Raw genomic sequence first — 14,638 nt, 5'->3', positions numbered from 1 at the left:
CATCCGGCAGGCGACAGTTTTCCGCTATCGGCTCATGCGCACCGGATTGGGCGGCTCATAATCCGTGCTGCCAAACAGGATAAAGGGCCAGTCGCTCAGCTTGTTACCGCGCAGCTCCAGGCCCATGCGCACGAATGGCTGCAGCACATAGCGCAGCGGATTGACGCACAGGTCGGCCTCGGGGTCGAACAGGCCGGTGCGCGGCAATGCTGTCGGCGGCTCGGCATAGGTGCCGAACACGCGATCCCAGATGCTCAGGCGTGCGCCGAAATTCACGCCGGTGCCGTGCGGCCCGGTCACCTCATTGGAGTGGTGCATGTAATGCACGCCCACGGTGACAAAGACCGTGCGCAGCGCCCGCAGCACGCGCGATTTCGATTCGACCCAGTACATGAAAATCGAGTGCGAGGGATCGACCAGCATATCGATCACCATCAGCACCGCCAGCGCCATGCCCGCATCGCGGATATCGCTGGTAAACAATTTCGACATCACCGGCAACAGCAGCAGCGCCAGCCCGCCCGCCGCCTGCAGCGGCAGCCAACCCGGCTCGATCGCACAGGTCATTTGCGTCAGGTTGCGGTTGCGGTGGTGGCTGATGTGGCCGAGGTTCCAGAAGCAGCGCGTTTCGTGGCACAGACGGTGCGACCAGTAAAAGCAAAAGTCGCCGATCAGCATCGCCACCACCAGCGCCACCGAACCATTGAGGTCGACCAGGGTCGGCACCTGGGCCACCAGGGCGTCGTAATGCGCCAGCCAGTCGCGGATCGGCTGGTTCAGGACCGCGAACAGTGCCGCGAAGGAGAACAGGCCATTGACCAGAGCAACGTTGATCATCGATTCCCAGTCGAACGGGCGGCCGGTGATCTTCTTGTGGAACACCATGTCGAGCCAGGCGCAGAAGATGGCAAACAAGGCGCGTCCGATCGCGATCCACACCAGCACTTCGGCTAGTGACGGGTCCAGCGTGTTCAGCGCCAGCGACGGCACCATGTAGAACACGGTGGCGGCTTTGGTGTTGAGCAAGGCGCTGAAATTATGGATGACTTCCTGCTGCCAGGCGCCATAGACAATCGCGAACGCCGCGATCGCCATCAGCAGCGCGTATTGCCAGCCGGTGCGCTTGAATGCCAGGTCCTTGCGCCACAGCGGCAGCAACAGCCTGCCGATGGCTTGCCATAGCATGCGCGGCGAATAGCCGGCGGCAGACGCCAGCATGTTCCTTTCCAGCGTTGGTTCGATGTTCTTCATTTGATTCTCCATGAAAGAAAAATACGTCAGTGACCCTCTATGCTTTTGTCTCCCCTGCTCCTACTCTTTTAATTCCAGCACCAGCGCCGAGCGCGCCGGCAACGTGACCTGTTCGCCGAGTTCGTACGTCTTGCCGGTCAGGACATCGGTGCCCTTGGTTTGCCGGCCCAGCATTTCACGGAAGCGCGCCATGGCCAGCACGGTGTCGGCGCGGTTTTCATTCAACACCACCATCACCTTGTCGTTGCCGTGATAGCGGAAATACACGTAGGTCCCGTTGTCCGGCGTGAAGTGCATCAGCTTGCCCTGCCCGACCGCCTTCGACTGCTTGCGCCAGTTGAACAGCTTGCGCACCAGCCGCTGCGCTTCCAGCTGCCGCGCCGGCAGGTTGGCGCCGTTGAAGGCGTCCACCGGGTCGCCGCGCCAGCCGCCGGGGAAGTCGCCGCGCACGATGCCGTCGGCGCGTTCGAGCGGGCTGGTCATCAGGATTTCATCGCCGGAATACAGTTGCGGGATGCCGCGCATGGTGGCGTACCAGGCGATGCTCATCTTGTACAGGTCGAAGTCTTCGCGCAGCGAAGAGAAAAAACGCGGTGTGTCGTGGTTGCCGGGGAAGATCACCAGCCGGCCCGGATCCGCGTACAGGAAATCGTGCGCCAGCAATTCGTAGATGCGTTTCAGGCCGGCGTGTTCCCCCGGCGCCTGGTTCATGCCATACAGCCACGCGTAGTGCATCGGGAAATCCATCACGGACGCCACCGACGACACATAGCCATCGTGGTTGCGCTTGCCGCGCTGCCAGTACGAGACCACGGCCGGGCTGTCATGCCAGTCCTCGCCCACCACCGTGAGGTTCGGATATTCGTCGCGGTAGGCTTTCGACCAGCGCGCCAGGAAGTCCTGGTCCGAATACGAATAGGTGTCGACGCGCATGCCGGACACGCCCAGGTATTCGGTCCACCAGATGCTGTTCTGGATCAGGTAAGTGGCCAGCAGCGGATTGCGCTGGTTGAGGTCCACCATGTAATCGGTGAACCAGCCCTCGGTGAAATTAGCCTTGTCTTCCCTGGATGCGTGGACGTCCTGCACCGAGATGTGGGCGTGCCGGGTGACCTTGCCGTGCGGGTTGATCCAGTCGCGGGCCGGCAGATCCTTCATCCACCAGTGGTCCGCGCCGATATGGTTGAACACCATGTCGTAAATCACGCCCAGGCCCTTGCCATTCGCTTCGCGCACCATCTGGCGATAGCCTTCCTTGCTGCCGAGGCGCGCATCGACATTGTAGAAGTCCGTGATCCAGTAGCCGTTGTACGAATACTTCGACATGTTGTTTTCATTGAGCGGGGCCGGCCACAGCATGGTGAAGCCCAGGTCCGCGATGTAGTCGAGGTGGTTGCGGATGCCACGGATGTCGCCGCCATGGCGGCCGTCATGGTTGGCGCGGTCGGTTTTTTCCCCTGCCAGCGCGGCCACGCTGTCGTTGGACGGATCGCCGTTGGCGAAGCGGTCCGGCACCAGCAGGTAAATCGCGTCGGTCGGACTGAAACCCTTGCGCTGCGCGGAACCGGGCGCGCGCGGCGCCAGGCGGAACGGATGGCGCAGCACTTCCTTGCCGTGCCTGGTGAACTTCAGCGTGAGCTCGCCGGGCCGCGCCCGCCCGCCGATGTCGAGGTCGATGAACAGGTAATTCGGATTATCGGTGCGGATGACGTTGGCGATCCGCACGCCGCCGTGCTCGAGGCTCGGCGCCAAGTCGCCGATGCGCTCGCCATGCACCAGCAATTGCAGGCGCGGGTTCTTCATGCCGGTCCACCACGACGCCGGTTCAAGGTGCCGGATGGCGTAATCCTGGGCCGTCGCATCGAACACCAGGGCAAGGCCGAACACGGCCAGCGCCAGCAGTTTGTTCATCTTCCGACTCCTCAGAAAAAGGTCTCGGCCTGCACGCCGGTGGACAAGCCGCTGGTGCGCGTGCCGTACACCGGGCCGCCGCTGTTGGCGGCGTTGACCAGCGGCGTGGCGGCGCTGTTCCACTTGCCATAGGTGATGAAGGCGCGCAATTCCGGGCGCGCCCACAAGCCCGGTCCGGCGGAAATCGTCGGTGCGATGGTCAGCTTGGTCAGCCGGCGCGCCGGGCCGCCGGCCGGATCGGTGAGGCGGTCGGCGCCGAATTCGAATTGCAGCTTGAAGTAGCGGTTGATGCCGAACACGGGACGGGCGCCAATGCTGGTCCAGGTGGTGGAACCCTGGGCGTTGGACTTGTCGCGCTGCATCAGCGCGATGAACGACATGCCGAAGTGCGGGGTCGGCTGGATCCACAGGTAGTCGAAGGCGCGCCATTGCGTCACGTCGCGGCCGAGTACCGTGCTGCCGGACGGCCCGAACAGCGCGACGCCTTCGTTCGAGCCCGGTCCCACGCCGGTGCCGGGGCCGACGCCATATTGCAGGCCCGCCGTATTCACGCCGCCGCCCACGCTTTGCTTGTGATACAGCGTCATGTTCCATCCGCCATGCCGCTGCGGCGCGCCCGGCAATTCCGGGCCGCGCTGCGCCTGGACCAGCGTGGTGATCGCATTGAACGTGCCACCCTGGTTGACCGGCAAGTCCTGGTAGACAAACATGTGCCGGATCGCCGCCGAGGTGTCGACAACTGGGCCAGGCACCGCGCCGGCCGGGCCGGTCGGCTCAGTGGGCGGCTGGCCCGCCGGGCCTCCCACCGGGTCCGCCATGCGGGCACGACCGATCACGTTGTAGTCGTTGTCCTTGAACACGGCATACGAGAATTTTCCGGGGCCCATGGGAATCCGGTCCAGCCCCGCGCCGGTGCTGTTGTAGGTCGGGATCACGTACCACAGGTCCAGCATGTGGACATCGCTCCACAGGTAGTCGCGCTTGCCGATCCACGCATTGCCGCCGTTCAGGAACGGCAGCCCGCGCGCCTCGATGTAGGCCTTGTTGATTTCAGTGCGGGCGCTGTTGAATTCCGAGGTCGGGCTGTAGCCGGCCAGCCACACGGTGGTGAAAAAATTCACCCCCTCGACCTGCGCGACGTTCTTGGTGTAGCCGAACTTGGTGTACGCATCGCACTCGTTGCCGAGCCGGTATTTCATGGTGTTGCCACCCAGTCCAAAGCAGCTTTGCGGCCCGCCGGTGGAACTGGCGCCAAAGCCCGCGCGCAGGTAACCGTGGAAGCCCTCCTCGTCCTGGGCGGCGGCCGACAGTGGGAGTGCGCAGGCCAGGAGCAGTGTGGCGGCGCGGAAAGTTTTTTTCATTATACCCATCACCTGTAGTTAAATTACGTAACTATCACATTGATAGAAATGCAATTACCGATGATATCACGGGCTTTTTTATCGAACAATGTTTACTTTCTTACACATTGGTAGTTAAATTACACAGATGATCTGTTTTACCGACATTTCCCCCAACCGACCTCCCCTGTGATGACCATGCCGCTTCGCCCCACTTTGCTGTTGTTTTTTGCAACAGCATGTACTGCAACCCTGGCCCCGGCGCTGGCTGCCGAACGCAATTTAATTTCCTGGAAACAACAAGATGGCGGCCTCGACCTGGCCGTCAGCGACGGCGTTTACCGCATCCGCCCGTACACCGACAAGATTGTGGAAACCACGTTCGTGCCGGCCGGCGAACGCTACGATCCCGCCTCGCACGCGGTGGTGCTGAAGCCGGCCGCCCTGCCCGCCGGCGCAACCCTGCGCGAACAGGCCGACGGCTTGCGGTTCGACCTGGGCGCGCTCGGCGTGCAAGTGAAACGGGCGCCGTTCGCGCTGTCGTACACCTATCGCGGCCAGCCGCTGACGGCGGAAAAAAACGGCTTTGCGCGCACCGCGCAGGGCAAACGCATCGACTTCACGTTGACGCCGGACGAAGTGATTTACGGCGCCGGCGGACGCGTGCTGGGCATGAACCGGCGCGGCTACAAGCTGCCGCTCTACAACAAGGCCCACTACGGCTACGAGACCCATTCCGAGCAGGTGGCGTATGCGCTGCCGCTGGTCATGTCGTCGAAGCTGTACGCGATCCACTTCGACAATCCGCAGCGCGGCGACGTCGACATCGACAGCCGGCGCGACAACACCCTGGCCTTTGAAGCCCAGGGCGGGCGCGGCACCTACCAGGTGATTGCCGCCGACAGCTGGCCCGAACTGCTGGCCAGCTATACCGCGCTGACCGGCCGCCAGCCGATGCCGCCGCGCTGGATGCTGGGCGCCTTCGCCAGCCGCTTCGGCTACCATTCCGAAGCCGAGGCGCGCGACACCGTGGACAAGTACATCGCGGCCGGCATCCCGCTCGACGCCATCATCTTCGACATTTACTGGTACGGCGTGGACATGAAGGGCCAGGTCGGCAATCTGGCGTTCGTGAAGGAGAAATTCCCGGATGCGCGCAAGATGATGGCCGACTTTGCCGCCAAGGGCGTCAAGACGGTCGTCAGCATCGAACCGTATGTGATGACGACGTCGAAACGCTGGCAGGAAGCGCTCAAGCGCGACGTGCTGGCCAAGGGACCGGACGGCAAGCCGCTGGTGTACGACGTCTACTTCGGCAGCACCGGCCTGATCGACATCTTCAAGCCCGATGCGCGCAACTGGTTCTGGGACCGCTACAAGGATTTGCACGCGCAGGGCGTGGCCGGGTGCTTCTGCGACCTCGGCGAACCGGAAGGCCATCCGTCCGAAATGCGCCACGCCACCGGCAGCGCCGACCAGGTGCACAACCTGTATGGCCACGAATGGGCGCGCATGATGGCCGACGGCTACAAGCGCGACTATCCGGCCGAGCGCCCGTTCATCCTGGCGCGCGCCGGCTATTCCGGTTCCCAGCGCTATGGCCTGATTCCTTCCTCGGGCGACTCCAACCGCACCTGGGGCGGCTTGCAGGGCCAGCCGGAACTGTCGCTGCAAATGGGCATGCAGGGCGTGGCGTACATGCACTCCGACCTGGGCGGCTTTGCCGGCGCCAACCTGGACGACGAACTGTATGCGCGCTGGATGCAATACGGTACGTTCCAGCCGGTGTTCCGCCCGCACGGGCAGGAAGAAGTCGCGTCCGAACCGGTCTACCGCTCGCCCGCCGCGATGGCGCGCGCACGCGACGCGACGCGCCTGCGCTACCGCCTGCTGCCCTACAATTACACGCTGGCTTTCGACAACCACGTCAACGGCATGCCGCTGATGCGGCCATTGATGTTCGACGAGCCGGACAACCCGGCGCTGCGCCTGGTCTCGGACACCTTCCTGTGGGGCGACGATTTACTGGTGTCGCCGGTGCTGACGCCGCAGGCGCAGCGCCAGCCGGTCTACCTGCCCAAGCGCGGGCCCTGGTTTGACCACACCAGCGACAAGGAATATGCGGGCGGCATGATCCACATGGTGAACCTGGCGCCGGAGCACATTCCCGTGTTCGTGCGGGCCGGCGCGTTCATTGGCCAGGTCGAACCGGTGCAGAGCACGCGCGACTATTCGCTGGCCAAACTGGCCGTGCATTACTACCACCACCCGAACGTTGCGGCCGGCCACGGCAAAATCTACGATGACGATGGCAAGACGCCCGATGCGTACGAGCGCGGGCAATACCAGTTGCTGCATTTCGCCAGCGCATTGGCCGGCAAGGAACTGGCCATCACCCTGCGCGACGAGACCGGCAAACACTACACGGCGGCGCCGCGCGAACTGCGCTTCGTCATCCACAACATCGGCACGCGTCCCGCCGGCGTCACGCTGGACGGCCACGCCTTGCCATTCGACTGGGATGCCCAGCGCCGCCAGCTGACACTGGCGCTGCCCTCCATGCGCGCCAATACCGGCGCCCTGCGCATCACCCTGGCGCAAGCCGACACCGCTCTCTGAAAGGATCACCATGGATTTGCAATTCCGCCCCGACCCGGCCCTGCTGCCCCACGGCACACCTGGCGGCGTGCGCTTTGTTTTTGATGCCGCGCCCGGCACGCGCAGCGTCGCGCTGGCCGGCACCTTCAACAGCTGGGTGGGCGACGCCTGCATGATGGAACCCGTTGCCGCCACGCGCTGGCAAGCCACCCTGCCGATTCCCGCCGGGCGGCACCTGTACAAATTCGTCATCGATGGCACGGAGTGGATACCCGATCCGGCCAACCCGTGGATTTCCGAAGATGGCCAGAACAACTCGTGCCTGACGGTCGATGAAAGCGGCGCGGTGCTGATGCGCCAGGCCGGTTTGAATGCCGCCGCACCGGGCCCGCTGCATGCGCGGGCCGCGCTGGCCAGCCCGGCGTGGCTGCGCGACGGCGTGATTTACCAGTTGTCGGTACCGGCCTTCGGCGGCGACTTCGACGGCGTGCGCGCCAAGCTGGCTTACCTGGGCGAACTGGGTGTCGACGTGCTGTGGATCATGCCGTTCCACCCGGTCGGCGCCGAGGGACGGCGCGGCACGCTGGGCGACCCGTACGCGGTGCGCGATTTCGATGCGATCGATCCGGCGCTGGGCGATGCGCAATCGCTGCGCGCGCTGGTGGATGCCGCGCACGCGCGCGGCATGCGCGTGATCATGGACTGGACCTTGAACCGCAGCAGCGTCGATCACCCGTTCACGCGCACGCATCCGCACTGGTACACGCGGCGCGCCGACGGCGGCATTTATTACGCGGTGCCCAACCGCGAGTACTTTGCCGGATTTGATTTCACCGACCGCGCGCTGCGCCGCACCCTGATCGACAGCATGCGCGGCTGGATCGAACGGATCGGGTTCGATGGCTTGCGCTTCGACGATTCCGACATCACACCGTGCGATTTCCTCGACGAGATCCGGGCCGACCTGGCCACGCTGCGGCCCGACATCGCCCTGATCTCACAATCGTATGACGAATTCCACCACCTGGCCGCCTGCGACCTGACGTATGAAGGCGGCACGCGCGACATGCTGCGCCGCTGCGCCCGCGGCGAGGCGGACGGCGCGGCGTTCGCGCGCTACTGGAACGAATCGACCTACAGCTTCCCGCGCGGGTCCCTGCGCATGCGCTGGCTGGAAGACAAGGAGCAAGGACGCGCGTCGGCCTTCCTGGGCCGCGCGGCGCACCGCCCGGCGGCGGCCGTGCTGCTGGCCATGGATGGCGTGCCGCACATCCTGATGGGGCAGGAATTCGATGAGCCGACATGGACCGGGTGGCCGGTGCTGTTCGATCCGTACCGGCTCGACTGGAACGCCTTCGATGGCGAGCTGTATGCGCATTACCAGGCCTTGATCGGCCTGCGCCGCCGCCACGCGGCGCTGCGCACCGGCGACACGGCGTTCCTGGACGGATTGCCAGCCGGCGCGATTGGTTTTACGCGCGGCGGCCATGATGAACGGATCGTGGTGCTGGCCAACCTGTCGGCAACGGCCGTGACGTTCGATCCGCAGCGCGTTGAACCGCTGTACGCGTCGGGCTGGCAGGGAGACGGCGCCACGCTGGCGCCGTATGGGTGGATGATCGGCACGATCGCCGGCCAGCCATGAACCCCGCCGGCGGGGCGGGCAAGGTTTATGGCTGGCGGCGACGCCGGAAGTCAGCCCTGCGCCGCCGGAGCCGCCTCGGCCATCCGCATGGCCAGGGTCACCGTGGCGTCGAAGCGCACCGCCACGTGATCGCCCGCCTTGACCGGGTGGACACCGGTGCTCGCGCCGGTGGACACCCACTCGCGCGGACGCAGCGTGTTGCCGCGCCCGACCAGGCTGTTGGCCAGGAATTGCAGCGCGGCCAACGGTCCGCCCGGGATACGGTCGGCGCCGCCGCTGCCCGCTTGCGTGCCGTTGACGTCGGTTTCCACCCGCCAGCCGGCCGGTTCGCGTTTGAAGAAATCCGGCAGCTCCGCGCCAATGACCAGGCCGATGTTATTGCCAAAGTCACTGATGACGGCGCCCGGGCCCAGCGCGCTGAGCGTGGCGAGGGGACTGCCGGCAATTTCCATGGCGGCGTGCACCGACATCACGAAGGGCAACAAATCGGACGCCCGCTCAAATCGCGTATGCAGGGGAAAGTCGTCGCCCAGACACAAGGCGAACTCGGCCTCGGCCGCCGCATAACCGCCGGGAATCACAGGCGCATCCACGGGACCGGCAGCGGTAGCGGAATAGAACAGCGACCGGGCAAATACCGGGCCGTACACCCGCTCGGCCGGATAGGTTGCGCGCCATTGCGGCTGGATCGCGGCCACCTTCCAGCCGACCAGCCGATCCGGCCAGGCCGCGATCGACGCTTCCTGGATGGCATAGGCATCGGCCAGTGTTGCGGGAACATGATCGCCCGGGTAGCCGGGCAGCGGGCGCGCGGCCAGGCGCGCCTGGCGGAACGCCAGGGAGATGTCGTCGGGTGACATGGTTTAACGCACGTCCAGCAGCTCGACGTCGAAAATCAGGGTGGCGTTCGGCGGAATCGGGCCGGCGCCACCGCTGCCATACCCCATGCTGGCGGGCACGATCAGGGTGCGCTTGCCGCCGACCTTCATGCCCTTCACGCCTTCATCCCAGCCCGGGATCACTTGGCCGGCGCCCAGCGCGAAGCTGAACGGGCCGCGGCCGACCGACGAGTCGAATTGCGCGCCGTGCTGCTGCGGAGCGTTCGGTTCGTACAGCCAGCCGGTGTAATTGACCACGGCCGTGGCGCCGCCGACCGCTTCCTTGCCGGTACCCGGCACGGTATCGAGCTTTTGGAACGGGACGGCGGCGGCAGCGGCGGATTCGACCGGTGCAGGCGCCTTGGCGCGCTCGCAGGCAGCCAGGGACAGGGTCAGCGCCAGGCCGGTAATGCAGGAAATCAACAGTCGGTTCATTCAATGCTTTCGTGTGAAGTACAACGGATGGAACAGGGCCGGTAATTTTACCGCCTATCCCGGCTTCGCTGAACGATGGTGCTGGCGCTGCGCTGCGGATAACTCGTATATGATGCAATGATGCCTTTGAACAGTGGGGGTTGATATGTCGATCTATCGCCAGGAAGGCGCGGCGGCCTATCGCGAATTTGCGGTGGCGCTTGCCGAGGAGCAGGAAGTCGCGTACGAGCTGAGCCAGTGCGTCAAGGTCGATGTCTACGGCCTGCTGGCCCAGGACTTGTACGACCGGATGACGGCGGCCCATACAAAAACAGCCGCGGCGTTTGCTGTCATACAGTGCTTCCAGCACGATCAAGCCTAAGCCGGACCGCCTCATACGCCGGGGCCAGCCCCTGCTCCGCCATCTCCCGGCACAGCGCATCGAGTTCCGGCGGCAGACCGGCACAGGGCGCCATAAAAGAGCGTATGCATGCGTTACGCTGAAATAATCGGCTATCGGGATTGATGCAACCGTGGCCGGCGCAGCCACTGCGCAAGCCGCGGGCAGGCATATGGATGCCATTCCAGCCGCGCCCGGGTGCAACGGCCCGTCAGGCGTCTGACGCCTTCCCCGGCACGCAATTTCATAGGCCGCATTAGTGAATTTCGCAATTGCCCACCCTCCCCCTTCGCGACCAATATAGCCAGGTTCCCACGCCTTCCGGCCGGGACCAAGCCCGCCTGACCAACCGGAGAAGTCGAGGAGACACGTGCAGTATCAGGCGCCAGGCGCCGCCTTCAATCCATCGTTGAGAATGCGATTAACCATAATGAAAAGATCGCAGGCGGACGAAGGAAGCGGTGATTGAGCACGCCAAGCTGGGATGGCAAATCCTTATGACTCAATCAATCATTAGTCACAACCCTATTCCGGTCGTCGTATGATGCCCACAGCAACAATTTGATGGCGCGCGCCATCCCATGGATTCTACTTCGCCAAGTTGCAACGCGTTGCGCGGGCATGCCGTCTCGGCGCCATCAACAATCTTACACACAAAGTGACCACTTTATGATATCGTCACTAGACACCAACATTCCCCGTGCCATGAAAGATGCCCATGCGACTCAAACGCACCCTCTTCCTCTCCGCTCTCGCCACGCTGGCCGCCGGTTGCGCGGTCGGGCCAGGCTACGTCCGGCCCGACGCCGCCCTGCCGGATCGCTACCTGGGACTAGCCGCAATCGAGCAACGGCAAGCCAGCGCCAGCGCCGACTTCACGGTATGGTGGGAAGGCTTTGGCGACCCGCAATTGAGCCGCTTCATCACACTAGCCCTGCAGCAGAACCTGGATCTCGCGCAAGCGTCCGCGCGCGTCACCCAGGCGCGCGCGGGACTGGGGGTGGCCAATGCCGCGCTTCTTCCTTCCGGCAATATCAGCGCCCAGGGCGCGCGCGCCTACCAGTCGCTTGAAACGCCGCTGGGCCAAATCCTGAATTCAAGGCCCGGGCTCGACCGCCATGGCAACAGCTATGAAGCCAACCTCGCGGCCGGCTGGGAATTGGACGTGTTCGGCGGCTTGCGGCGTGGACGCGAAGCGGCATTGGCCGATTACCAGGCGTCAGAGGCGGGCCTGACGGCAACGCGGCTGGCGGTTGCCGCGCAGACCGCCGACATCTATATCACGATCCGCGGCCTGCAGACCCGCTTGCGCGTGGCCCGCGACCAGGTGCGGACGCAACAGACATTACTGTCGACGATCAATCTGCTCTATGGGAAGGGGCTGGCGCCGGAATTGCAGGTACGGCAAGCCGAGGGCGCACTGGCCCAGGTGCAGGCATCGATACCCGTCCTCGACACCGGCCTGGAGGCGGCCATGAATGCACTGGACGTCATGCTGGGCACGGCGCCCGGCGCCCATCGCGACATGTTGACGGCGCCGGGCGGGATTCCCGCCGCGCCGCGCATCGCGCTAGCGGGAACGCCGGGCGACTTGCTGCGGCGGCGCCCCGATCTCATCGTCGCCGAACGCCGCCTGGCGGGCGCGAACGCGCGCATCGGCATGGCGGTCGCCGAGTATTACCCCAAGTTTTCCCTGAGTGGCTTGATCGGCGGCGCGACATCGGTTTCCGCCGGCAACCTGTTCAGCGGCGGCGCCAGCCAGGCCGCCGGCGTGCTGGGCCTGCGCTGGCGTTTGTTCGACTTTGGCCGCATCAACGCGCAAATCGACGCGGCCAAAGGGCAGGAAGCGGAAGCGCTGGCGGCGTACCGGCTGGCCGCGCTGCGCGCCACCGAAGACGTGGAAAACGCGTTTTCCGCTTTGGTTAGCCGCGAACAGCAGGCCGGCATCCTGGTCCGGGGTGTGGACGCACTCGGCCGCGCGCGCGAGGCTTCGTTTGCCGCCTACGAAAAAGGCGTGGTCAGCCTGATTGAAGTCTTGCAGGCCGATGAAAACCTGCTGCGCGCCAGCGATATGCGCGCGCAGGCGCAAACCGAATCGGCGCGCGCGGCGGTCGCTGCCTTCAGGGCGCTGGGCGGCGGCTGGCAACCCGCGAACGCCGTCGCCATCGCCTCGGCCCATTAAAAACCATGGCGAACACGGGCTGGCCGGGCGCGCCAGGGACGGGCATGGCGCGCCGCCGGCATGCCCCCAATTGCGACCAAATTACAACTTGGTCACTTATTGTACAAATAAGCGCCGCGCGCTAAGCTAGCGGCCATGAACAAGCCCAGCTCCCCTCCCGCCGCCCGCGGCCCCGTCGACCACGAGGTACGCGATCAAATCATTGCCGAAGCCACCAAGCACTTCGCCTTGTATGGTTATCAAAAGACCACTGTTTCGGACCTTGCCAAGGCCATCGGCTTTTCCAAGGCCTATATCTACAAATTCTTCGAGTCCAAGCAAGCCATCGGCGAATTGATTTGCGCCAATTGCATCAGCCAGCTCGAAGCGGACATCAAAACCGCCATCGACAGCACGGACCGGCCGCCGGAACAGTTGCGGCGCATGTTCAAGGCCGCCGTGGAAGCGAGCCTGCGCCTGCTCTTTGAAGAGCGCAAGCTGTATGACATCGCCGCATCGGCCGCGACCGAGCGCTGGCAGGTGGTGCTGGACTACGAAGAACACGTCCAGGCCATGTTGCGGGACATCTTGCGCCTGGGGCGGGAAAGCGGGGAATTCGAACGCAAGACGCCGCTCGACGAAACCGCCAGCGCGATCTTCCTGGTCATGCGCCCCTACATCAATCCCCTGCTCTTGCAATACGGCTTCGACTATACGGACGATGCCCCGGCCCAATTGTCCAACCTGGTGCTGCGCAGCCTGTCCCCCTGACTTTTTTTGCTGGCGACGGTTTGTGACCGTTGACAAAATTAGTCACTAGTCCCAAAATGAAATCCTGTCAGGTTTTCTTAAGGGATTTCCATGTTCCGCCGCATCGCTCTCTCCGCTGCCATTGCAGCCTTGCCGTTCGCGCTGGTCGCCTGCGGCGACAAAGCGCAATCCGATCCACGCACCGCGGCGCCGCTGGTGCGCGCCGCCACCGTTCAGAACGCGGCCGCCGGGTCGCGCGCCTTCACCGGCATCGTCGCCGCCCGGGTCCAAAGCGACCTCGGTTTCCGGGTGGCCGGCAAAGTGCTGGAACGCCTGGTCGATGCCGGACAAACCGTCCGGCGCGGCCAGGTCTTGCTGCGCATCGACCCCGCCGACCTGAAGCTGGCGGCCCATGCCCAGCAGGAAGCGGTCGCCGCCGCCCGTGCACGGGCCAGGCAAACGGCCGAAGACGAAGCCCGCTACCAAAGCCTGCGCGGCACCGGCGCCATCTCGGCCTCGGCTTATGACCAGGCCAGGGCGGCGGCCGATGCCGCCCGCGCCCAGCTCAATGCGGCCGAAGCCCAGGCCGAAGTGGCGCGCAACGCGAACCGCTACGCGGAACTGGTGGCGGACGCCGATGGCGTGGTGATGGAAACCCTGGCCGAGCCGGGCCAGGTGGTTGGCGCGGGACAAGCCGTGGTGCGCGTGGCGCATGCCGGCCGCCGTGAAGCCATCATCCAGTTGCCGGAAACCCTGCGCCCGGCGCTCGGCTCCCATGCGATGGCCACGCTGTTCGGCCGGGAAAGCGGCGCCGTGCCAGCCAAACTACGGCAATTGTCCGACACCGCCGACCGCCTGACCCGCACGTTCGAAGCGCGCTATGTGCTCGAGGGCGACCTGTCGAACGCGCCGCTGGGCGCCACGGTCACCATCGAGATCCCGGAAGCGCCGGCGGCGCAGGCGGCACATGCGGCGCCCCAGGCGGCGCCAGCCGGCCTGTCGGTTCCGCTCGCCGCCCTGTACGATGCCGGCAAAGGACCCGGCGTCTGGGTCATTCAGGGCGCCCCGGCCAAGGTGTCGTGGCGGCCGGTGACGGTCCAGCGGCTGGGCGACAATGACGCGCGCGTCAGCGGCCAGCTCAAGCAAGGCGAGCGGATCGTCGCGCTCGGCGCCCACCTGCTGCGCGAAGGTGAACAGGTGCGTCTGGCGGGCGAAGGCGCCACCGCCGTGGGAGCACGGCCATGAGCGAGAACCGTTTCAACTTGGCGGGCGAAGGCGCCGCCACCAAAG

The 14,638-nt window shown here is 65.0% G+C and carries 11 protein-coding genes; 6 read left to right on the top strand and 5 right to left on the bottom strand.

Annotated elements, in window-relative coordinates:
* Nucleotides 1-24: 24 nt before the first annotated feature.
* Genes AC1RRC_RS04005 through AC1RRC_RS03995 form a run of 3 tightly spaced genes read right to left on the bottom strand, consistent with a single transcriptional unit; the run spans nucleotide 25 to nucleotide 4,523 of the window.
* Nucleotides 25-1,251 carry a sterol desaturase family protein gene (locus AC1RRC_RS04005; RefSeq protein WP_493053971.1) on the bottom strand — a complete coding sequence of 409 codons (1,227 nt, stop codon included), beginning with the start codon at nucleotides 1,249-1,251 and terminating at the stop codon, nucleotides 25-27.
* Nucleotides 1,252-1,311: 60 nt separating this feature from the next.
* Nucleotides 1,312-3,162 carry a glycoside hydrolase family 13 protein gene (locus tag AC1RRC_RS04000; RefSeq protein WP_493053970.1) on the bottom strand — a complete coding sequence of 617 codons (1,851 nt, stop codon included), beginning with the start codon at nucleotides 3,160-3,162 and terminating at the stop codon, nucleotides 1,312-1,314.
* A gap of 11 nt (nucleotides 3,163-3,173) precedes the next feature.
* Nucleotides 3,174-4,523, bottom strand: a complete 1,350-nt coding sequence (locus AC1RRC_RS03995; RefSeq protein ID WP_493053969.1) for a maltoporin — start codon at nucleotides 4,521-4,523, stop codon at nucleotides 3,174-3,176.
* 177 nt (nucleotides 4,524-4,700) lie between these two features.
* On the opposite strand from AC1RRC_RS03995, the gene AC1RRC_RS03990 reads away from it, so the two are divergent.
* Both AC1RRC_RS03990 and AC1RRC_RS03985 read left to right on the top strand, forming a co-directional pair.
* Nucleotides 4,701-7,121: a glycoside hydrolase family 31 protein gene (locus tag AC1RRC_RS03990; RefSeq protein WP_493053968.1), complete on the top strand. Its 2,421-nt coding sequence runs from the start codon at nucleotides 4,701-4,703 to the stop codon at nucleotides 7,119-7,121.
* A gap of 10 nt (nucleotides 7,122-7,131) precedes the next feature.
* Complete coding sequence (locus tag AC1RRC_RS03985) at nucleotides 7,132-8,745, top strand: alpha-amylase family glycosyl hydrolase (RefSeq protein WP_493053967.1); 1,614 nt, start codon at nucleotides 7,132-7,134, stop codon at nucleotides 8,743-8,745.
* A gap of 50 nt (nucleotides 8,746-8,795) precedes the next feature.
* Here the strand turns inward: AC1RRC_RS03985 and AC1RRC_RS03980 are convergent, their stop codons facing one another.
* Together AC1RRC_RS03980 and AC1RRC_RS03975 are read right to left on the bottom strand one after the other, a co-directional pair.
* Nucleotides 8,796-9,605 (bottom strand): 2-keto-4-pentenoate hydratase, encoded by an 810-nt coding sequence (locus AC1RRC_RS03980; RefSeq protein WP_493053966.1) that lies wholly within the window; start codon nucleotides 9,603-9,605, stop codon nucleotides 8,796-8,798.
* 3 nt (nucleotides 9,606-9,608) lie between these two features.
* Nucleotides 9,609-10,058: an FKBP-type peptidyl-prolyl cis-trans isomerase gene (locus AC1RRC_RS03975; RefSeq protein WP_493053965.1), complete on the bottom strand. Its 450-nt coding sequence runs from the start codon at nucleotides 10,056-10,058 to the stop codon at nucleotides 9,609-9,611.
* A gap of 145 nt (nucleotides 10,059-10,203) precedes the next feature.
* On the opposite strand from AC1RRC_RS03975, the gene AC1RRC_RS03970 reads away from it, so the two are divergent.
* From AC1RRC_RS03970 to AC1RRC_RS03955, 4 genes are all read left to right on the top strand, one after another.
* Nucleotides 10,204-10,419 carry a hypothetical protein gene (locus AC1RRC_RS03970; RefSeq protein WP_493053964.1) on the top strand — a complete coding sequence of 72 codons (216 nt, stop codon included), beginning with the start codon at nucleotides 10,204-10,206 and terminating at the stop codon, nucleotides 10,417-10,419.
* A 736-nt stretch (nucleotides 10,420-11,155) separates the two neighbouring features.
* On the top strand, nucleotides 11,156-12,619 hold the full coding sequence (locus tag AC1RRC_RS03965; RefSeq protein ID WP_493053963.1) for an efflux transporter outer membrane subunit: 1,464 nt from the start codon (nucleotides 11,156-11,158) through the stop codon (nucleotides 12,617-12,619).
* A 135-nt stretch (nucleotides 12,620-12,754) separates the two neighbouring features.
* On the top strand, nucleotides 12,755-13,369 hold the full coding sequence (locus AC1RRC_RS03960; protein WP_493053962.1) for a TetR/AcrR family transcriptional regulator: 615 nt from the start codon (nucleotides 12,755-12,757) through the stop codon (nucleotides 13,367-13,369).
* A 90-nt stretch (nucleotides 13,370-13,459) separates the two neighbouring features.
* On the top strand, nucleotides 13,460-14,593 hold the full coding sequence (locus tag AC1RRC_RS03955) for an efflux RND transporter periplasmic adaptor subunit (protein WP_493053961.1): 1,134 nt from the start codon (nucleotides 13,460-13,462) through the stop codon (nucleotides 14,591-14,593).
* Nucleotides 14,594-14,638: the final 45 nt, after the last annotated feature.

The organism is Pseudoduganella sp. GW821-FHT12E03, assembly GCF_058807115.1.
This window is presented reverse-complemented; position numbering and strand designations above follow the sequence as displayed.